Origin of the sequence: Zongyangia acetica (genome assembly GCF_038739695.1) — a bacterium.
GTDB lineage: Bacteria > Bacillota > Clostridia > Oscillospirales > Ruminococcaceae > Zongyangia > Zongyangia gallinarum.
The window spans coordinates 50,936-70,878 of the sequence record NZ_JBBEWN010000004.1; the positions used below are offsets into that span (position 1 = coordinate 50,936).

At 49.5% G+C, this 19,943-nt stretch carries 19 protein-coding genes; 16 read left to right on the forward strand and 3 right to left on the reverse strand.

Annotation, left to right across the window (positions count from 1 at the left end):
• Positions 1 to 105: 105 nt before the first annotated feature.
• Together fusA and tuf are read left to right on the forward strand one after the other, a co-directional pair.
• Positions 106 to 2,187: an elongation factor G gene (gene fusA, locus WGC32_RS04790; RefSeq protein WP_342680871.1), complete on the forward strand. Its 2,082-nt coding sequence runs from the start codon at positions 106 to 108 to the stop codon at positions 2,185 to 2,187.
• A 176-nt stretch (positions 2,188 to 2,363) separates the two neighbouring features.
• Positions 2,364 to 3,563 (forward strand): elongation factor Tu, encoded by a 1,200-nt coding sequence (gene tuf / locus WGC32_RS04795; RefSeq protein WP_342680872.1) that lies wholly within the window; start codon positions 2,364 to 2,366, stop codon positions 3,561 to 3,563.
• 89 nt (positions 3,564 to 3,652) lie between these two features.
• Here the strand turns inward: tuf and WGC32_RS04800 are convergent, their stop codons facing one another.
• Positions 3,653 to 3,862 (reverse strand): DUF378 domain-containing protein, encoded by a 210-nt coding sequence (locus WGC32_RS04800; protein ID WP_191482822.1) that lies wholly within the window; start codon positions 3,860 to 3,862, stop codon positions 3,653 to 3,655.
• A 354-nt stretch (positions 3,863 to 4,216) separates the two neighbouring features.
• Between WGC32_RS04800 and WGC32_RS04805 the strand changes: the two genes are divergently transcribed.
• The 9 genes from WGC32_RS04805 to WGC32_RS04845 all read left to right on the forward strand — a co-directional run bounded on the left by WGC32_RS04805 (position 4,217) and on the right by WGC32_RS04845 (position 13,165).
• On the forward strand, positions 4,217 to 4,525 hold the full coding sequence (locus tag WGC32_RS04805; RefSeq protein ID WP_342680873.1) for a hypothetical protein: 309 nt from the start codon (positions 4,217 to 4,219) through the stop codon (positions 4,523 to 4,525).
• Between the two features lie 114 nt (positions 4,526 to 4,639).
• Complete coding sequence (locus WGC32_RS04810) at positions 4,640 to 5,680, forward strand: V-type ATPase subunit (RefSeq protein WP_342680874.1); 1,041 nt, start codon at positions 4,640 to 4,642, stop codon at positions 5,678 to 5,680.
• 162 nt (positions 5,681 to 5,842) lie between these two features.
• Positions 5,843 to 7,783 (forward strand): V-type ATP synthase subunit I, encoded by a 1,941-nt coding sequence (locus tag WGC32_RS04815; protein ID WP_342680875.1) that lies wholly within the window; start codon positions 5,843 to 5,845, stop codon positions 7,781 to 7,783.
• 48 nt (positions 7,784 to 7,831) lie between these two features.
• A complete protein-coding gene (locus WGC32_RS04820) occupies positions 7,832 to 8,275 on the forward strand; it encodes an ATP synthase subunit C (protein WP_191482818.1) in 444 nt (147 codons plus the stop codon).
• A 35-nt stretch (positions 8,276 to 8,310) separates the two neighbouring features.
• Positions 8,311 to 8,619 carry a V-type ATP synthase subunit F gene (locus tag WGC32_RS04825; RefSeq protein ID WP_191482817.1) on the forward strand — a complete coding sequence of 103 codons (309 nt, stop codon included), beginning with the start codon at positions 8,311 to 8,313 and terminating at the stop codon, positions 8,617 to 8,619.
• Between the two features lie 92 nt (positions 8,620 to 8,711).
• Positions 8,712 to 9,308 carry a V-type ATP synthase subunit E gene (locus WGC32_RS04830; protein ID WP_342680877.1) on the forward strand — a complete coding sequence of 199 codons (597 nt, stop codon included), beginning with the start codon at positions 8,712 to 8,714 and terminating at the stop codon, positions 9,306 to 9,308.
• Positions 9,309 to 9,332: 24 nt separating this feature from the next.
• On the forward strand, positions 9,333 to 11,084 hold the full coding sequence (locus tag WGC32_RS04835) for a V-type ATP synthase subunit A (protein WP_342680878.1): 1,752 nt from the start codon (positions 9,333 to 9,335) through the stop codon (positions 11,082 to 11,084).
• Positions 11,085 to 11,104: 20 nt separating this feature from the next.
• The gene (locus WGC32_RS04840) at positions 11,105 to 12,499 is read left to right on the forward strand and encodes a V-type ATP synthase subunit B (protein ID WP_342680879.1); all 1,395 of its coding nucleotides are present in this window, start codon (positions 11,105 to 11,107) and stop codon (positions 12,497 to 12,499) included.
• Positions 12,500 to 12,529: 30 nt separating this feature from the next.
• On the forward strand, positions 12,530 to 13,165 hold the full coding sequence (locus WGC32_RS04845) for a V-type ATP synthase subunit D (RefSeq protein ID WP_462933617.1): 636 nt from the start codon (positions 12,530 to 12,532) through the stop codon (positions 13,163 to 13,165).
• Between the two features lie 187 nt (positions 13,166 to 13,352).
• Here WGC32_RS04845 and WGC32_RS04850 read toward each other — a convergent pair whose 3' ends face one another.
• Both WGC32_RS04850 and WGC32_RS04855 read right to left on the reverse strand, forming a co-directional pair.
• Positions 13,353 to 14,708: a PFL family protein gene (locus WGC32_RS04850; protein WP_342680880.1), complete on the reverse strand. Its 1,356-nt coding sequence runs from the start codon at positions 14,706 to 14,708 to the stop codon at positions 13,353 to 13,355.
• Positions 14,709 to 14,738: 30 nt separating this feature from the next.
• Positions 14,739 to 15,008, reverse strand: coding sequence for an ACT domain-containing protein (locus WGC32_RS04855; RefSeq protein ID WP_191509705.1), 270 nt, complete (start codon positions 15,006 to 15,008; stop codon positions 14,739 to 14,741).
• A 168-nt stretch (positions 15,009 to 15,176) separates the two neighbouring features.
• Between WGC32_RS04855 and WGC32_RS04860 the strand changes: the two genes are divergently transcribed.
• The 5 genes from WGC32_RS04860 (at position 15,177) to ispE (ending at position 19,873) form a co-directional block, all read left to right on the forward strand.
• Positions 15,177 to 15,995 (forward strand): histidinol-phosphatase HisJ family protein, encoded by an 819-nt coding sequence (locus tag WGC32_RS04860; RefSeq protein ID WP_342680881.1) that lies wholly within the window; start codon positions 15,177 to 15,179, stop codon positions 15,993 to 15,995.
• Between the two features lie 129 nt (positions 15,996 to 16,124).
• Complete coding sequence (locus tag WGC32_RS04865; RefSeq protein WP_191482810.1) at positions 16,125 to 16,604, forward strand: Lrp/AsnC ligand binding domain-containing protein; 480 nt, start codon at positions 16,125 to 16,127, stop codon at positions 16,602 to 16,604.
• Positions 16,601 to 17,773 carry an aminotransferase class I/II-fold pyridoxal phosphate-dependent enzyme gene (locus tag WGC32_RS04870; RefSeq protein ID WP_224771618.1) on the forward strand — a complete coding sequence of 391 codons (1,173 nt, stop codon included), beginning with the start codon at positions 16,601 to 16,603 and terminating at the stop codon, positions 17,771 to 17,773. Before WGC32_RS04865 ends, WGC32_RS04870 begins: the two co-directional genes overlap by 4 nt.
• Positions 17,774 to 17,828: 55 nt before the next feature.
• Positions 17,829 to 18,971 (forward strand): DUF362 domain-containing protein, encoded by a 1,143-nt coding sequence (locus tag WGC32_RS04875; RefSeq protein ID WP_342680882.1) that lies wholly within the window; start codon positions 17,829 to 17,831, stop codon positions 18,969 to 18,971.
• A 26-nt stretch (positions 18,972 to 18,997) separates the two neighbouring features.
• A complete protein-coding gene (gene ispE / locus WGC32_RS04880) occupies positions 18,998 to 19,873 on the forward strand; it encodes a 4-(cytidine 5'-diphospho)-2-C-methyl-D-erythritol kinase (protein WP_191482808.1) in 876 nt (291 codons plus the stop codon).
• Positions 19,874 to 19,943: the final 70 nt, after the last annotated feature.

Genomic DNA, 19,943 nt, shown 5'->3' on the forward strand with positions numbered 1-19,943 from the left:
GTTTTTTCCTGCCGGATAGCCGTCTATCTGTCGGAATTTCTGACAGCATATCAATTTGAGGAACAAAGGTAAGTTCCAAGTCGTTTGTTACTGAAGGAGGAGACTATGCCAAGAGATGTCGCTTTAGAGCAAACTCGTAATATCGGCATAATGGCTCACATCGACGCGGGTAAAACCACCACCACCGAGCGTATCCTGTTCTATACCGGTATCAACCATAAGATTGGTGAGACCCATGACGGAAGCGCTACCATGGACTGGATGGCCCAGGAGCAGGAGAGAGGTATTACCATTACCTCTGCTGCTACTACCGCATATTGGAAAGGCCATAGAATCAACATTATCGACACTCCGGGACACGTTGACTTCACTGTTGAGGTAGAACGCTCCCTGCGTGTCCTCGACGGCTCCGTCACAGTTTTCTGCGCAAAAGGCGGCGTTGAGCCTCAGTCTGAAACCGTTTGGCGCCAGGCGAATAAATATCATGTGCCCCGTATGGCATATATCAATAAGATGGACATTATGGGCGCTGACTTCTACCATGTTATCGACATGATGAAGGGACGCCTCAAATGTAAACCCCTTCCCATCCAGCTTCCCATTGGTGCGGAGCAGTTCTTTAAGGGCATCATCGACCTGTTGGAGATGAAAGCCTATGTCTACTACGACGATCTGGGAAAAGATATCCGGATAGAGGATATCCCCGAGGATATGGTGGAGAAGGCAGAGCAGTACCATTCTGAGCTCATTGAAGCAGTTGTTGAGCTGGACGACGCACTGATGGAAAAATACCTGGAAGGCGAAGAGCCCACCATCGAGGAACTCAAGAAAGCCATCCGTAAAGGTACCATCGCCAATGAAGTTGTACCCGTCTGCTGCGGCACTTCTTATAAGAATAAGGGCGTCCAAAAACTCCTCGACGCAATTGTGGATTATATGCCTGCTCCCACGGATATTGCCCACATTAAAGGTACCAATCCCGAGACTGGTGAGGAAGAGGAAAGACCTTCCTCTGATAAAGAGCCTTTTGCAGCTTTGGCATTTAAGATTGCAACAGACCCCTATGTAGGTAAGCTGTGCTTCTTCCGTGTTTATTCCGGTACCCTTGCTGCTGGTAGCGCGGTATACAATTCTACCAAAGACGTGCAGGAGAGAATGGGACGTATTCTGCAGATGCACGCCAATCACAGAAAAGATATTGAGATGTGCTACGCCGGCGATATTTACGCCGCAGTAGGTGTCAAGAACACCACGACTGGTGATACTCTCTGTGATCCCAAACATCCCATCATTCTGGAGTCCATGGAATTCCCAGAGCCGGTTATCAACCTGGCTATCGAGCCCAAGACCAAAGCTGGTCAGGAAAAGATGGGCATTGGCTTGGCCAAGCTGGCTGAAGAGGACCCCACCTTTAGAACCTATACCGATCAGGAAACTGGTCAGACCATTATCGCAGGTATGGGCGAGCTTCATCTGGAAGTTATCGTTGACCGTCTGCTCAGAGAGTTCAAGGTTGAGGCCAATGTAGGCGCACCTCAGGTTGCCTATAAAGAGACTGTCCGCAGACTGGCTGATGTGGATTACAAATATGCCCGTCAGTCCGGTGGTAAAGGTCAGTATGGTCACGTTAAGATCAAACTGGAACCCAACGAGAGCGGCAAAGGCTACGAGTTCCGCAACGAGGTTGTGGGCGGAGCCATCCCGAAAGAGTATATCGGTTCTGTTGACGCTGGTATTCAGGGAGCCATGCAGGCAGGCGTTTTGGCCGGATATCCGGTTGTAGATGTCATCGTTACCCTGTATGACGGTTCTTATCACGAGGTTGACTCCTCTGAAATGGCCTTTAAGATTGCCGGTTCTATGGCATTTAAAGAGGCAATGAAGAAAGCAGATCCCGTCATTCTGGAGCCGATCATGAAGGTTGCTGTTAATGTCCCTGAGGAATACATGGGCGATGTCATCGGAGACCTCAACTCCCGCCGTGGCCAGATCCAGGGCATGGAGGCTGTCTTCGGCGCTCAGGAAATTAAGGCATTTGTGCCCCTGTCCGAGATGTTTGGTTATTCCAATGCGCTGCGTTCCCGGTCTCAGGGCCGTGGTCAGTATGTAATGGAGCCTTCTCACTACATTGAAGTGCCGAAATCCATTGCAGAAAAGATCATGAGCACCAGAGGTAAAAAGGACTAATTTGGCGTTTCATTTTCCCGACTGTGTACGGGAAGGGAGAATCTCTGGGAAACCCTGTTGGAATCCCGGTATATTCTCTAAAAATACTTGAATTTCCTTAAATTTATTGCTACAATACCAATTGTAGTCTGTGATGACCAATAAAATGTGAATGAATTTAAAGGAGGCCACACGAAATGGCAAAGGCTAAATTTGAAAGAACGAAGCCCCATATTAACATTGGTACAATCGGCCACGTTGACCACGGTAAGACAACTCTGACCGCTGCGATTACAAAGACCCTGGGCATGGAAGGCCAGGCCGAGTATGTCGCATACGATATGATCGATAAAGCTCCTGAAGAGAGAGAGCGTGGCATTACCATCAACACCGCACACGTTGAGTATGAGACCAAAAACCGTCACTATGCTCACGTTGACTGCCCGGGACATGCTGACTATGTTAAGAACATGATCACTGGTGCTGCTCAGATGGATGGCGCTATTCTGGTTGTTTCCGCAGCTGACGGCCCCATGCCTCAGACCCGTGAGCACATCCTCCTGTCCCGTCAGGTAGGCGTTCCTTATATCGTTGTTTTCATGAACAAAGCTGACCAGGTTGACGATCCTGAGCTGCTTGAGCTGGTTGAGATGGAGATCCGTGACCTTCTGTCCAGCTATGACTTCCCGGGCGATGACACCCCCATCATTGTTGGTTCCGCTCTGAAAGCACTGGAAGCTCCCAATGATCTGAGCGATCCCGCATACAAACCCATCCTGGACCTGATGGAAGCTGTTGACAACTATATTCCGACTCCGGAGCGTAAAGCTGATCTGCCCTTCTTGATGCCTGTTGAGGACGTCTTCACCATCACCGGTCGTGGTACTGTTGCCACCGGTAGAGTTGAGCGTGGCCAGCTGAAGACTTCTGACGAGGTTGAGATCATTGGTCTGACCGAGGAGAGAAAGAAAACTGTTGTTACCGGTATTGAGATGTTCCGCAAGATCCTCGACTATGCTGAGGCTGGCGACAACATCGGTGCTCTGCTTCGTGGTATCCAGAGAACTGAGATTGAGCGTGGACAGGTCCTGTGCAAACCCGGTTCCATCCATCCTCACACCAAATTCCGCGGCCAGGTTTATATCCTGAAAAAGGAAGAGGGCGGCCGTCACACTCCGTTCTTCAACAACTATCGTCCCCAGTTCTATTTCAGAACTACTGACGTTACCGGCGTTATCCATCTGCCCGAGGGCGTAGAGATGTGCATGCCTGGTGATAACGTTGAGATGGACGTTGAACTGATTACCCCCATCGCTATTGAAGAGGGTCTGCGTTTTGCTATCCGTGAGGGCGGCAGAACTGTTGGTTCCGGCGTTGTTACCAAAATTAACGAATAATCAATCTCTTTAGAGATAAAAAGCACAGGATACTTTAGTATCCTGTGCTTTTTTTGTGGGGAAATAATGCGTTTTTCATTTGCGCGAACCTATTCGGTTATCTCATTAGTCTCCGGGCTGCGGAACAGCAGGGAAATGCACCAGATGCCCGCTAGGGCAACCAATGTATAAATAATGCGGCTGACGGCTGCAGCCTGCCCGCCAAAAGCCCATGCAACAATGTCAAAGGAAAAGATACCGATGGAGCCCCAGTTGAGTGCACCGATGATCACAAGGACCAATGCAATTTTATCTAACATAAAAACTCCTTCTCCGCGCGGTATAAAAAATCATTTGCTTTTCCCATCCGCGCGGGGACAGAAAAAGAGACAAAAAAGCATGCAATGCTTTTTCGTGCAATACATAGTATATCCATCATTGAGACATATATTCTGCGAGGATAAACAATGGGAATTTATGAAAGAAACAAGTGGGAAAAAATATTTTTTTATTTACAGAGGGAATTTCGATTGTTATATCCTCAAAATGTATAGAATATCCCTTTGGATTCCTTCAATTTTCTATACATTTTCTCTTGAAAAGGCAAAAAAATAGGTATATCATAAGTGCATTAGCGAGAAATTGCCCACTGATTGAAAAAGGAGGTTGGGTTGATGGATCAAGTAGTTGCACGCCTTCTGCAGATAGATCAGACGGCTGCCCAGATGGTAAACGACGCCCGCACAGAGTTAGAACAAACAAAGGCGGCAATGGAAAGCGAAAAAGAAAGTTTCAAACGGTCCTATTTGGAAAAAGCGAAACATCGTATCTCCTTACTTGAAAAGGAGGGGGATGCCCAGGTGCAGGAAGCGTTTTCCCGTTTAGATCAACACAATCAAAAGCAGCTGCAAAAAATGCAGAAAAAGTATGATGAAAACCATAAGAAATGGGAAGAAGAGATCTTCCATCGATGTTTGCAGTAGGTATCTTTGCTTATAGTGCTGTCAAACACATTTATATAAGGTAGAGCCAATCTTTGTCCACCGCGCAGGATGTAAGGTTGTGTTGCAAAAAAGCGCGGAGAAAGGGCGGTTGCTGTGCTCGATTCACTTTCTAATAAGGCGATTTTGACAAAAGCAAGGGCCATGTATGGCAAGCGGCTGCGGCCCGAAAACTACAACGAAATGATGAGGATGCAAAGCGTCTCTGATATTACCGCCTACTTGAAGAATGAAACTTGGTATCAGGATGTGCTGGCTCCGATTAGCGAAGCGACAGCTCATCGAGGACAGGTGGAAAACCTCATTCGGAGAAGTGTGATTGACCGCTATGCAAAATTATTGCGGTATGATTTTTCGAAGGGAAAGAGCTTTTACTCTTATCTAATCATCTGGTCGGAAATTGAACTGATCCTGTCTTGTATCCGGATGCTGAATTCCCATTCCAGCGATGAGTTTATCATTTCACTCCCAACCTATATGATAAGGTATGCGTCATTTGACTTGATGGGGTTGGCAAAAGCACGGAGCTTTGATGATCTGCTTTCGGTGATTTCTCATACCCAGTATTATGGTATCGTTAAGCAGTTTCATCCCCAAAAGGGTGTGGACTATATCGACCTCATTGGATGCGAAAGCGCCATGCTCAACTTTTATTATGAAAAGGTCTTCTCCCTGATCCGAAAGAACTATAAAGGAAGTACGGCAAAGCAACTAGCGGTTATTTTCGGCACGGAAATTGACATCCGCAATGTTGGGTTGATCTATAGACTTAAACGGTATTATCACTATCAGCCAGCTCAAATCCGTAAACATCTGGTGCAGGTGCCAGGTCAGATGACGGGACGAGTATTGGATGAAATGGTGGACGCGGCAGATGCAGAAGCAATGATGGCTGTTCTCCAGAAGACGCGATTTGGGAGATTTTATAATGCAGAGCACTTTTCACACATCGAAAATGTGACGGAAAAAACCAACTACTATACCAATGGCAAACAGCTTCGGTTTACAATCGATGCGCCAGTAGCATTGGTTTCCTATATGAACTGTATTGAGATCGAGGTTGAAAATATCTTCTGTATTATCGAAGGTGTTCGATACCGCGTCCCAATGGAAGAGATCAGAAGCCTTTTGGTTTGACGGAGCCTTCGCCGCCAAGATGTGAAAAAAGAGATTTTTAGCATCCAGCGGCCAGGAGAGAAATATACCCGACGAAAGGCAGTCGGAAGAACTTAGGTGAAAAATATGAAGAGAGATCAACAATGGATTTCCTTGCAAACGTTCAAAGAGGAGGTGTAGCTGGTGTCGATTACAAAGATGACCCTTGTGGAGATCCAGGGAGCGGAAACTTGCTTGGATGAAGCGTTGCAGCGTGTGGCAAAATCGGCGGTATTCCAGCCAGAGCCGTTCACATCCTTTAGTGAATACGCGGCAGGTGTGCCCGCAATGGGGGGGCATAATCCCTATGCGGAGCTATTGCGCAAGGTGATGGGAATTGCTGACACCTTTCAAGTTAAGCTAAAATATGCAGATTTTGAAAAGCTGAATTTGTCTCTCGAGGAGATTCCTCCCTACATTGACAATTTACAGGCGAGGGTATCCAAGCTCCGAGAGGAAAAGAAAAATCTGGAAAGCCACCAAGAGACTTACCGGCAGACATTGACCCATCTACAGCATATTATCTCCCTCAATCTGAGCTTTGATGAATTATTTGCTATCAAGTATTTGAAGGTCCGCTTTGGCAGATTGCCGGTGGATAGTTATATGAAGCTCAGCTATTATGAGGACGAGCCATTTGTTTTTTATTCCTTTGACAACGATGGCGCTTATCATTGGTGTGTATATCTCACCGCCGATGAGGACGCAGAAGCGGTTGACGGTATTTTTAACTCCCTTTTCTTTGAGCGCCTGCGGATCCCAGACGATACCCACGGAACGCCGGAAAACGCCATCGCGCTGATTCAAAAGGAAATGAAAGAAAATGAAGCAAGGCTGAAAGAGGTCAAGGAAGAGATCAAACAGATTTATCACCAAGGGGTAGAAGAGTTTCTGATGGTCTATTCCAAACTCAAATTCCTTAGTGACTCCTTTGACCTGAGAAAATATGCGGTTATATTGAAAGGTAAGTTCTACGTTTTAGGATTTGTTCCTGAGAAGGAATATGAAAACTTGAAAGGGGAATTCCAAAATCTGTCTGGGGTGGAGATAACAAGCCGCCCAACGGAATATAAGGAAGATCTCCATGTCCCGGTGGAACTGAAGAATAATCGATTTGTACGTCCCTTTGAGATGTTCACAACCATGTATGGCCTGCCAGGATATAAGGATATCGATCCTACCCCCTTTGTGGCGATTACCTACACCTTCCTTTTCGGCCTGATGTTTGGAGATGTAGGACAGGGCTTGGTCATTTCCCTAGTGGGATGGCTGTTGTGGAAGTTTAAAAAGATGACATTGGGCCCCATTATGATGCGTATCGGTATTTCCTCGGCGGTATTCGGATGCATCTATGGTTCTGTCTTTGGTTTTGAGCATCTGCTGGATCCCGTTTACCATATGCTGGGCTTTGCAGAAAAGCCTATTGAAGTAATGGAGCCGGCTACTACCAGCAACATCTTGTTATTCGCTGTAGGTCTTGGCGTCTTTATTATTCTGTTATCCATGGTCTTTAACATAGTTTTGGGTATAAAACAGAAAAATATAGAGCGGGCGATTTTCTCCCAGAACGGCTTGGCCGGCTTCGTTTTCTACGCAGCTGTTGTTTTCGCTGCTGTGGGGACCCTCATGGGTATGCAGATTTTAAACCCCGTTTACATCCTGCTGCTCATTGTGCTGCCGTTGATGGTAGTGTTCATGAAAGAACCCCTGGCCAAAATGGTGGCAAAACGTAAAGGTATTTTCGAAGAAGGGGTGGGTAATTTTATTGTCGTTACCTTCTTTGAGATGTTTGAGATACTGCTAAGCTTTATCAGTAACACCATGTCCTTCCTGCGTGTGGGCGGATTTATCCTGAGCCATGCCGGCATGATGGCGGTGGTTTCCACCTTGGCCGAGATGGTAGGCGCTGGAGCCAGCCCCATTGTAATCATCATTGGCAACGTATTTGTCATGTGCATGGAGGGACTGATTGTGGGTATTCAGGTCCTTCGTCTGGAATTCTACGAAATGTTCAGCCGCTTCTTTGAAGCGGAGGGGGATCCCTACCAGCCCGTCAAAGTCAGCTATCAGACACAGGAGCAATAGCTGAGACTGTGTCAAGTTTCATATTAAATCAAGAATTTGGAGGAACTGATGATGAGTAGAATGTTGATGTTTTTAATCCCCGCAGCAATCGTTGCCATTGCGGCCATGGCTTTGATGCCCCTGTGCAAACGTTCCGTCGATAAAAAAAGCGCTAAGCGCCGGGTCATTGCGAATTTATCTGTTTTCTTCGGTGCAGTTGTTCTGTTTGCGGCTACCCCTGTAGGCAGCATGATCGCATCCGCCGCTGAACCTGCCGCAGCTGCAGCAGGATTGTCAGTAGGCTCCGGCCTGGGTCTGTTGGCAGCCGCTCTGGTTACCGGACTTTCCTGCGTGGGCGCCGGTATTGCTGTTGCCGCAGCTGCTCCCGCTGCTATCGGTGCAGTGAGCGAGGATCCCAAATCCTTTGGTAAGTCCATGATCTTCGTGGTTCTGGGTGAGGGTGTCGCCCTCTATGGTCTGCTGATCTCCATCCTGATCATCAACAAGGTCTGATCATTCCCGCGTTATTTCAGGAAGAGGGAACATCCATGAAATTTTATCTCATCAGTGACAATGTGGATACCAGTGTAGGCATGCGCCTATGTGGAATCGAAGGTGTTGTTGTCCATGAGGCGCAGGAAGTGGAAGAGGCTTTACAGAAGGCAATTGCCGACGAGGAAGTGGGCATTGTGCTCATCACCACCAAATTGATGAAGCTGTGTCCTGATATTATTTACGAGATGAAGCTTCACAGTAAACGGCCTCTGATTGTAGAGATTGGTGACCGCCATGGATCCCAACAGATTTCCGATGCCATCACCCAATATGTGCGGGAGGCTATTGGTATCAAGATCTAGCTGGTGTATAGGCGGTTGGCCTACCAGTGGAAAAACAGACTTTGAGAATATTCGGCCTGCAAAAATTGGCGGGCACAACGGAGGTGAAGATCGTGGCATCATTACAGGAACGGGCCAAAAGAATTGAAGCGGATATTATGGAACACGCTACCAGTGAAAAGGAAAAATACCTCCAGGAAGCAGCGGACTACAAGCGGAGAGAACTGGAAAAGGCCGAAAATGAGGTTTTAAATGAATCTTATGAGAAGATTCAGGATGCCGTTGCTGAAATCCGTACCCGTACAGCCCACATGATTGCAAAAAAAGACTATGAGGCCAAACGTGAACTGTTTATCAAACGGATGGAAATGAGCGATAAGGTCTTTGCACAGGTAAAGGAAAAGCTGATTTCCTATACAAAAACGCCGGCTTATGAGGAAAGAATCGCAAAAAGCGTAAAGCAGCTGGTGGAGAAATATCCCTTGGAGGGCTGCGAGCTGCGTTTTGCTCCCCATGACAATGTTTTGGCGGAAAAAGCGGCCAAAGCATTTGGACATGGCTGCACCGTTGCCGAGGACCGTGACATCGTCATCGGAGGATTTGTTTTGGTCCATCGGGGACAGGGAATCTACCTAGACGAGACGTTGGACAGTGCCTTAGAGGAGCAGAAAACCTGGTTTTACCAAAATTCCGGCTTGTCCATCGACTAGTTTCCCGTGAGAGAGGTGAAGAAGTTGAGCAACAATACGATATATTCTATTAATGGCCCTGTCGTCACCATTAAGGATACGAAGGACTTTTCCATGATGGAAATGGTCTATGTTGGGGAAAAACGGCTGATTGGAGAGGTCATCTCTATTACCGATGCCCTGACCACCATCCAGGTCTATGAAGGCACTACAGGGCTGAAACCCGGGGAACCGGTTTATACCACAGGTAGCCCCATGTGTGCGACCCTAGGTCCTGGTATTCTTTCCAATATTTTTGACGGTATTGAGCGGCCGCTCAAGCAGCTGGAAAAGAGAACTGGCGCATTTATCGGAGAGGGAATCAATGAAGGTGCGCTAGATACGGAACGCCTTTGGGATGTAAAAGTTACCGTCAAGGTGGGAGACAAGCTCAGAGGCGGCCAAATTTATGGCACCACCCAAGAGACATCCCTCATTGAGCATCGCTTCCTGGTGCCGCCAGATTTGGCCGGCCAGGTAGTGGATTGCGCCCCAGATGGCAAATATAAACTGAATGACTGCATTGTTAAACTAAAGGATGAACGGGGAAATATCCATCAGTTGACCCTTTGTCAGAGATGGCCGATTCGGATTCCCCGCCCGGTAGACAACCGGCTTCCCATCAACATGCCTCTGATCACAGGACAGCGTGTCATTGACACCCTGTTTCCCATTGCAAAGGGCGGAACGGCTGCAGTACCGGGAGGTTTCGGTACGGGCAAAACTATGACCCAGCATCAGCTGGCTAAATGGTGTGACGCCCAGGTCATTGTCTACATCGGCTGCGGTGAGCGCGGCAATGAGATGACCCAGGTATTGGAGGAGTTTTCCGAACTGATCGACCCGAAATCCGGCAAGGCGCTGACCGACCGTACGGTGCTGATTGCCAATACCTCCAACATGCCGGTGGCGGCCCGTGAGGCTTCGATTTATACCGGTATTACCTTGGCGGAATACTACCGTGACATGGGTTACCATGTGGCGATTATGGCTGACTCTACCTCCCGTTGGGCAGAAGCCCTCCGTGAAATCTCCGGACGGTTGGAGGAAATGCCTGCGGAAGAAGGCTTCCCAGCCTATCTTCCCAGTCGTTTGTCTGAGTTTTACGAGCGTGCAGGTTATATGGAAACCTTTTCGGGAAAAGAAGGTTCGGTTTCCATTATCGGCGCAGTATCTCCGCAGGGCTCCGACTTTTCGGAACCGGTTACCCAGAATACCAAACGTTTTGTACGTTGCTTCTGGGCGCTGGATAAATCCCTAGCTTACGCCCGTCATTACCCCGCCATCAACTGGACTTCCAGTTATAGTGAATATATTGATGACCTTTCCAAATGGTATCGGGATAACATCGATCCCGCCTACATGAAAAAGCGTCAGGAGCTGTCCGGCATTCTCCAGGAAGAAAGCAAGCTGATGGAGATCGTGAAGCTAATTGGTTCCGACGTGCTTCCTGACGACCAGAAGCTGACCATCGAGACAGCGCGGGTTATCCGCGTAGGATTTTTGCAGCAGAACGCCTATCACAAAGATGATACCTATGTGCCGCTGCAGAAACAGCTTTTGATGATGAATGTCATCTTGCACCTCTATGAGAAGAGCAAGGAACTGATCTCAGGTGGAACCGCTCTTGCCGATGTGCTGGGAACGGGGCTATTTGAAAAGGTTTCTAAGATGAAATATGATATTCCAAACGACAAGCCCGAGCTTTTTGACGAATACATGGCGGATATTGACAAGCAGCTTGGCAATTTACATTAAGACAAGAGGAGGAAGAACAGATGAGCCTTCAATTTGTCGGACTCAAAGAAATTAATGGCCCCCTTGTCGTACTCGACCATGTGCCCGATGTCAGCTTTGAGGAAATGGTGGAGCTGACGCTGGAGGACGGTACCACAAGGGCGGGCCGTGTCGTTCAGATTCAGGGAGAACAGGCCATCATCCAGGTGTTTGAGGGAACCCGCGGATTGTCCCTGAAAAACACCCGTACCAAGTTTCTGGCCCATCCCATGGAGATGCCCCTGGCCAGGGAGATCCTGGGCCGCGTTTTCAACGGCAGTGGCCGTCCCATTGATGGCTTGGGAGAGGTTTATCCTGAAAAATTTGGGGATATCAACGGCAAACCTATTAACCCTGTATCTAGAAGTTACCCCAGAAACTATATCAATACCGGAATTTCCTCAATTGACTGCCTGATGACATTGATCCGGGGCCAGAAGCTGCCCATCTTTTCCGGATCCGGTATGCAGCACAATAAGTTGGCGGTTCAGATCGTCCGCCAGGCCAAAATCGCGGAAGAAAGCGGTGTGGGCTTCGGCATCGTCTTTGCGGCCATGGGTGTCAGCAATGATGTGGCGGACTACTTCAGGGCCTCCTTCCAACAGTCGGGGGTTATGAAGAATGTTACCATGTTCCTCAATCTTTCCAATGACCCGATCATTGAAAGAATCCTGACTCCCCGCTGCGCACTGACGGCGGCGGAATATTTGGCCTTTGAGCAGAATATGCACATTCTGGTTATCCTGACCGACATGACGTCCTATGCAGAGGCCCTTCGTGAGTTTTCTTCTTCCAAGGGAGAGATTCCTGGAAGAAAAGGCTATCCTGGCTATCTGTACTCCGACCTTGCCTCCCTCTACGAGCGGGCAGGCGTAATTAAGGGGTCGGAAGGCTCCGTGACCCAGATCCCCATCCTTACCATGCCCAACGACGATATCACCCACCCGGTGCCGGACTTGACCGGTTATATTACGGAAGGGCAGATCGTTCTGGACCGGGGGCTGGATCAAATGGGGGTATATCCTCCAGTATCGGTGCTACCCAGCCTTTCCAGATTGATGAAGGACGGCATCGGTGAAGGATTTACCCGGGAGGATCATCCTTCGGTTTCCACCCAGCTGTTTGCGGCCTATGCTAAGGTACAGGATGCCAGAAGCTTGGCTTCGGTCATCGGCGAGGATGAGTTGTCCCCCACAGATAAAAAATATATGGAGTTTGGCAAAATGTTCGAAGAGCACTTTGTCAATCAACCCTTTGATGAAAACCGGACCATTGAGCAGACTTTGGATTTGGGCTGGGCCCTTCTTTCCATGCTGCCGGTGGAGACACTGGATCGGTTGGATCAGGCAGATATCGATAAATATTACGATCCCCACAAAGCAGAAAGCTTGAAGTAAGTAATACGCTGACAGATAGAAAGGAGGCCCATGATGCGCAACAATGTTTTTCCCACCAAGGGGAATTTGCTCAGCACAAAAAAATCTCTGGCTCTGGCCAAAATGGGCTTCGAACTGTTGGATCGCAAGCGGAATATCCTGGTGCGGGAGATGATGCAACTCATTGATCAGGCAAATGCATTGCATAACCAGATCAGTGATGTTTATAATCAGGCTTATCAAGCGCTGCAGATGGCCAATATTACCTTGGGTATTTGTGAAGACATTGCAAAGTCTGTGCCAGTGGAAAATGGTGTGCAGATTTCCTACCGCAGCGTTATGGGGGTAGAGATCCCTACAGTGACCATTGATACCAGTGAGCTACAGATGCCCTATGGCTATATGGGTTCCAACTCCCAGCTGGATCAGGCCTATATCTGTTTTTATAAGGCAAAGCTGGTGACAGTACAGCTGGCAGAGATCGAAAACAGTGTCTACCGCTTGGCGAATGCCATCAAAAAGACCCAGAGCCGGGCAAATGCTCTGAAGAACATTATTATCCCCGACTTTGAAGAAACCACCAAGTTTATCACTGATGCCTTGGAGGAAAAGGAAAGGGAAGAATTTTCCCGACTCAAGGTCATCAAAAGGGGAAAAGAACGGAAAAAAGCCGAACAATCAGTATAAATCAAGAAATCCAATACTTTTTGTATTGGATTTTTCTTGTTTTTTGCTGTAATTTATCATCATAAGGCCCGCCACTTGACAGTAGCGGGCCTTATGATTCAGAGAAAGCAAATCCTGTAAAGGCGAAATCCTTGTCAAAAAAGCGCCGCCATATAGGCGGCGCTTTAGAAGCAAAGAAGGCATTGTACTAGTTTTTCAGGCTGTGAATGGGAGCGGGAATCTGACCGCCGCGGCTGATAAACTTCAGCGGGGAAGCGGGATTGACCTCCATCACAGGACCGCCGCCCAAAAGGCCGCCGAAGGAGAGCTCATCCCCTACCTTTTTGCCGATAGCGGGGATAAGACGAACGGCAGTGGTCTTTTGGTTGACCATACCAATGGCCGCTTCATCAGCAATGATGGCGGAGATGGTCTCGTCAGGGATATCGCCGGGAACAACGATCATATCCAGTCCCACAGAGCAGACGGCGGTCATGGCTTCCAGCTTCTCAATGGAGAGGGCGCCGCAGCGGGCGGCGTGGATCATGCCGGCATCCTCAGTTACCGGAATAAAGGCGCCGGAGAGGCCGCCAACATGGGAAGAAGCCATAACGCCGCCTTTTTTGACCGCATCGTTGAGAAGAGCTAGGCAGGCGGTTGTACCATGGGCGCCGCAGGTTTCCAGCCCCATCTCCTCCAGAATATGGGCTACGCTGTCTCCGATGGCCGGAGTGGGGGCCAGAGACAGGTCTACGATACCGAAGGGAACGCCCAAACGGTGGGAGGCTTCATAAGCGACCAGCTGGCCGATCCGGGTGATCTTAAAGGCGGTTTTCTTGACAATGTCCGCCACTTCGGTGATGTTGCAGTCCCCAGCTTTGGCCAAGGCGGAGCGGACAACACCGGGACCGGAGACTCCTACGTTGATGACGCAGTCCGGTTCCCCGGGGCCGTGGAATGCACCGGCCATAAAGGGGTTGTCCTCGGGAGCGTTGCAGAAGACGACCAATTTGGCGCTGCCAATGCAATCCCGATCTGCGGTGAGAAGGGAGGTCTCCTTGACCTTATGGCCCATAAGCGCAACAGCATCCATATTGATACCGGTTTTGGTAGAGCCAATGTTGACCGAGCTGCACACGTGTTCAGTGACCGACAGTGCCTCGGGAATGGAGTTAATCAGCTCCAGATCTCCAGCGGCAAAGCCTTTGTGAACGAGGGCAGAGTAGCCGCCGATAAAGTTGACGCCGACAGCGGCCGCAGCCTTCTCCAAGGTTAGGGCATATTTAACCGGATCCCCTTTAGAGGCTGCTGCCAACATGGCGATGGGGGTGACGGCGATGCGCTTGTGGATGATGGGCACACCATATTGGGTTTCCAGGTCCTGCCCCACCTTGACCAGGTCTTTGGCGCAGCGGGTGATCTTGTCATAGACCTTGCGGCAGGAGGCTTCAATGTCCCCGTCGCAGCAGTCCAAGAGGGAAATCCCCATGGTAATGGTACGGATATCCAGGTTTTCGTCCTGGATCATGGTAATCGTTTCTAATATATCACTTACATTGAGCATATGTATCATTGTCCTTTCCTAGGCTTTGGGCTAGATGCGGTGCATGGTGTTGAAGATGTCCTCATGCATCACATGGATGGACAGATGAAGTTTTTCTCCCAGTTCCTTCAGAGCGTCGACCAGCTCCGGGAAGCTGCAGGAGAGTTTCGTAATATCCACCAGCATGATCATGGCGAACATGTCCTGTAGAACAGACTGGGTTACTTCGATGACATTGGCGTTTTTCTCTGCACAAATGGTGCTGACCTTGGCCAGAATGCCGACCATATCTTTACCGATGACTGTGATAACAGCGCGCATTGTTAAATCCTCCATAGCAGATATTTGTATCTATTTTAACATATATGGCGGCTAGATAACAGGGATAGGGAAGATAAATTTTTATTGGGAGAGTTTGCAAATTTTGTGTTCTATGATATGATAAAAGCATAAGAGAGAGCCGGGAGAAATGAGAGGGAGGAAGATTTTATGGCGACCCCAATTTATGACAGCCATACACACAGCGACAATTCTCCAGATGGTTACCATTCGGTCACCTTTCTCTGTGAGAATGCCATTGAAAAGGGGATGACAGGCTTTGCGCTGACGGACCACTGTGATATTAATGTCTATTTTCAAGATAAATATGATAAGACCATCCGGCAGTCTAACTTTGAGATGATGAAGGCAAAGTCCATCTTCTCCGATCGGCTGGAGCTTTCCGCCGGGGTGGAGCTGGGTCAGCCTCTCCAAGCGCTGGAGAATGCGGAACAGGTATTGGCTTCCTATGATTTTGACTTTGTCATCTGTTCGCTACATAATAATTTAAACCAGCAGGATTACTATTTTATCAACTACAATGACCCGGAACTGGACATCAAAGATCTATTTGACCGCTATTTCCAGGAGCTTTTGGAGACGATAGCCTGGGGAAAGTTTGACGTTCTGGGGCACTTGACCTATCCGCTGCGGTATATGAACGGCATTTATAAGAAAAATTACAGTTTTCTTGACCACTACTACGATGAAATTGTGGCGGTGATGAAGGGAGTCATCCAGCAGGGAAAGGGAATCGAGATCAATACCTCCGGCCTGCGGCAGCCGGTGGGCGTCACCCTGCCCGACCTGCCTTATATCAAGCTGTATAAGCAGCTGGGGGGAGAGATACTGACCATTGGGTCCGATTCCCACACGGCCCAGGATATTGGCGCTGGCATTGCTGACGGCATCCTCATCGCCAAGGAAGCGGGGTTTGATTACTATACCTTCTTCCAGAATAGAAAGCCCAAAATGATCAAGATTGATTGAGCGAGAACACCTACCGGAAGGGTCCGGCAGGTGTTCTCTGTCTTGCGGGTTGTGTTTTATTTGGAAAATTGATATAATAAAATCTAAAATCTTCCCATGAAAAAAGAAAAAGACTAGGAGTGAGTATGCATGGATAAGCTGCTGAAGATTTTATACGAAAATGCCAGACTGTCAAACGCGCAGATCGCCGCGATGCTGGCCCGAACGGAGAGTGATGTGGCAGCCGCCATTGATCAATATGAAAAAGAGGGCATTATCCGTGGATACCGAGCCGTTGTAGACTGGGATAAAACGGATCGTCAATTTGTCACCGCCCGCATTGAGCTCAAGGTCACGCCCAAAAAGGGACAGGGCTTTGAAGAAATCGCGGCCGCCATTGCCCAGTTTGATGAAGTGGAGACGGTCTATCTTATGTCCGGCGGTTATGATATAGCAGCAACTGTTACCGGAAAAACCTTCCAGGAGGTAGCTATGTTTGTAGCTCACCGCCTGGCTCCTTTAGATTCCGTCCAATCTACGGCCACCCATTTTGTTCTGCGCCGCTACAAAGAGCGGGGTATCCTGATTAAGGACGATGCGGTGGACGAGAGGGGGATGGGTTCACTGTGAGGGATTATAAGGAGATTCTCTCCCCCAAAATCCTAGGGCTGAAACCTTCCGGCATCCGGAGATTTTTCGATATTGCCAACGAGATGGATGGCGTTATCTCCCTGGGAGTAGGGGAGCCTGACTTTAAAACGCCCTGGGCCATCCGGGAGGCGGGTATCCGCTCCCTGGAGCAGAGCAAAACCTGGTATACGGCAAACGCGGGGCTCCAAAGGCTAAAAACCGAAGTGTGCCGTTATCTCGACCGGCGCTTTGGGCTTTCTTATGACGACAAACATGAAATTATGATTACGGTGGGTGGTTCTGAGGCCATCGATGACTGCATCCGTGCCTTTGTGGATGAAGGGGACGAGGTGCTGATCCCCGAGCCCTCCTTTGTGGCCTACCATCCCATTACCGTCCTGGCCGGCGGTGTGCCAGTGGCCATTCCCACCAAGGCGGAAAACCACTTCCGCCTGACTCCCGAGGAGCTGCGGGCTCATATCACCGACAAAACCAAGTTGTTGGTGCTTCCTTACCCCAATAATCCCACCGGCGGTGTAATGCGCCGGGAGGACCTGGAGGCCATTGCCCAGGTGCTTCGGGAAACGGATATTATGGTGCTGTCAGATGAAATCTATGCGGAGCTGACCTACGGCGGACGCCATGTTTCCATTGCATCGATTGACGGAATGAGAGAGCGCACCATCGTGGTCAACGGCTTCTCCAAAACCTACGCCATGACCGGCTGGCGGCTGGGATATGCGGTAGGACCGGCTCCTGTCATGGAACAGATGCTCAAAATCCATCAGTATGCCATTATGTGCGCCCCTACCACCAGCCAATACGCTGCCATCGAGGCAGCCAGCAGCTGTGACGATGCCATTGCCAGTATGGCGGATGAATATAATATGCGCCGCCGTCTCATTGTGGATGGATTCCGGAAGATGGGATTGGAATGTTTTGAGCCGGAAGGGGCGTTTTACGTGTTCCCATCCATCAAGTCTACCGGTATGACTTCCGATGAATTCTGTGAAAGCCTGCTGCATCACGAGCGGGTGGCGGTAGTACCGGGTACCGCTTTTGGCGAGAGCGGAGAAGGCCATTTCCGGGCCTCCTACTGCTATAGCGTCGCCCATATCCTAGAAGCATTGAAGAGAATTGAGCACTTTTTGCAGGGGCTTGACAAATAGCGTGAAAACCTTACCGCGGCAGCGGTAGGGTTTTTGGCATAGACGGAGGGAATTTGTGCGGCAAGTAAGTGTAATCAAGACGCCATCCTATGATCAGACGATGGTAAACGAAGCGGTCCACAGACACTTTGCCCTGCATGGCATGGAAAAGAGGCTGCATCCGGGAATGAAGGTGCTGATCAAGCCCAATCTGCTGATGAAGCGGCGCCCGGAGGAGTTTACCACCACCCATCCATCGGTGGTGGAAGGGGCGATCATAGTGATCAAGGAATATGGAGTAACCGACATTACCATTGCGGACAGTCCAGGGGGACTGTACACCAGGGGACAGCTTAGCGCTATCTATCGTGCCAGCGGTATGGAGAGCGTGGCGGTCCGGCAGGGAGTTAAGCTCAACCTGGATACCGGGTTTGGAGAGGTAGAGGCGCCAGAGGCAAAGATTTGCCCCCGTTTTACCATCATTGATCCAGCCAGGGAGGCGGATATGATCATCAGTGTGGGTAAGGTGAAAACCCATGGGATGACAGGGCTTTCCGGCGGGGTGAAAAATCTGTTCGGCTGCATTCCGGGGCTGATGAAACCGGAACTCCACTGCCAGTTCCCAGAAAAGGACAGGTTTGGCCATATGCTGGTGGATTTGTGCCAATGCCTTCATCCCAGTTTTTTCCTGATGGATGGGGTAGAGGCGATGGAGGGAGATGGCCCTTCTGGGGGTGCTATGCGAAAGGTGGGGATTACCTTCGCGGCAGAGAATCCCTATGCACTGGATCTTGCCCTATGCCGCCTTATGGACATGGAAGAAGATGCCGTTCCAACTATTGTGGCGGCGAAGGAACGCGGTTTATGCGGCAGCTATGGGGAGGATATGGCCATTGTCGGAGATATGGAAGAGATCTCTCCGATTCAAGGCTATCAGAAGCCGGCAGGGGCGTCGGTGGATTTTTCCAACCATGTTCCTCGGATATTCCGCGGTTTGGTGCGGAAGCTGGAGACGATTGCGGCACCGAAGCCGGTCATCCGGAAAAAGGATTGTATCGGCTGCGGGAAATGCGCCGAAAGCTGCCCCCAGAAGACCATCGATATCCAGTCAAAAAAAGCCCATATTGACTATAAAAAATGCATCAAATGTTTTTGCTGTCACGAGATGTGCCCCGTGAAAGCAATCGATATCAAACGGAATCTCATTTTACACCGATAGAGCAAGGGGAAAGGAGTAAATAAATTTTGGACGCTATCAAAGTTAAGGCGCCGGCAAAGATCAACTTATCCATTGACGTGGTGGGAATACGCTACGACGGGTACCACCTTCTGCGGATGATTAACCAGGCCATCGATTTGATGGATACGGTGGAGGTCAGCTTAGAAGAGGGAAAGGACATCGTCATTTCTTGTGATGACAATCGGATCCCCTCAGGGGAAAACAACATCGCCTATAAAGCATGCCAGGCTTTTTTTGCCCATACGGGCAGGGAGCCGGTGGGTGTAAAGGTAGAAATTCAAAAAGAAATCCCCACGGAAGCGGGATTGGCCGGCGGCAGTGCTGATGGGGCAGCTGTTCTCTTTGCGCTCAACGAGCTTCTGGAGACAGGGCTTTCTACCGAGGAGCTCTGCGATATTGGGGAGACTGTTGGCGCGGATATCCCCTTCTGCTTGGTGGGAGGTACCGCCTTTGTAGAGGGTATCGGGGAAGTGATTACCCCTCTGCCTGAGATTCCTCATTGCTACTTCGTGGTATCCAAGCCGGATCTTTCTATCCGGACAGCGGATTGTTTTAAAGCTTTTGATGGAGAGGGCATTTCAAGACGTCCGGATATTGACAAGATTACGGCGGCGGTAATCGCCGGCGAACTGGAGGAAATGGCGTCGAGCATGTGCAATGTTCTGGAAGAGGTGGGACGTTATCCGCAAATTGAAGAACTGAAGTCCATCATGTTGGAGGAAGGGGCTCTGGGCGCTGTCATGAGCGGCAGCGGCAGTGCGGTGGTCTCTGTCTTTGAGGACAAGGGCGACGCCAAACACTGTGTCCGGGAGCTGACATCCCGCGGATATGAGAATACCTTCCTGTGCAAACCTGTGGCCCATGGGTGTATAGAAAAATGAAAAAGGCCCGTTTCCCATTGGGAAGCGGGCCTTTTTGATGGAATTTTTCCCCATGGCCGGATGTTTTACC

Excerpts from the sequence above, each read along its gene's own strand:
- WGC32_RS04865 (WP_191482810.1), top strand. The coding sequence starts at position 16,125 with ATGGATAAGCTGCTGAAGATTTTATACGAAAATGCCAGACTGTCAAAC.
- WGC32_RS04820 (WP_191482818.1), top strand. The coding sequence starts at position 7,832 with ATGATGAGTAGAATGTTGATGTTTTTAATCCCCGCAGCAATCGTTGCC.
- WGC32_RS04825 (WP_191482817.1), top strand. The coding sequence starts at position 8,311 with ATGAAATTTTATCTCATCAGTGACAATGTGGATACCAGTGTAGGCATG.
- WGC32_RS04840 (WP_342680879.1), top strand. The coding sequence starts at position 11,105 with ATGAGCCTTCAATTTGTCGGACTCAAAGAAATTAATGGCCCCCTTGTC.
- WGC32_RS04860 (WP_342680881.1), top strand. The coding sequence starts at position 15,177 with ATGGCGACCCCAATTTATGACAGCCATACACACAGCGACAATTCTCCA.
- WGC32_RS04800 (WP_191482822.1), bottom strand. The coding sequence starts at position 3,862 with ATGTTAGATAAAATTGCATTGGTCCTTGTGATCATCGGTGCACTCAAC.
- WGC32_RS04845 (WP_462933617.1), top strand. The coding sequence starts at position 12,530 with ATGATGCGCAACAATGTTTTTCCCACCAAGGGGAATTTGCTCAGCACA.
- fusA (WP_342680871.1), top strand. The coding sequence starts at position 106 with ATGCCAAGAGATGTCGCTTTAGAGCAAACTCGTAATATCGGCATAATG.
- WGC32_RS04855 (WP_191509705.1), bottom strand. The coding sequence starts at position 15,008 with ATGCGCGCTGTTATCACAGTCATCGGTAAAGATATGGTCGGCATTCTG.
- WGC32_RS04850 (WP_342680880.1), bottom strand. The coding sequence starts at position 14,708 with ATGCTCAATGTAAGTGATATATTAGAAACGATTACCATGATCCAGGAC.
- tuf (WP_342680872.1), top strand. The coding sequence starts at position 2,364 with ATGGCAAAGGCTAAATTTGAAAGAACGAAGCCCCATATTAACATTGGT.
- WGC32_RS04805 (WP_342680873.1), top strand. The coding sequence starts at position 4,217 with ATGGATCAAGTAGTTGCACGCCTTCTGCAGATAGATCAGACGGCTGCC.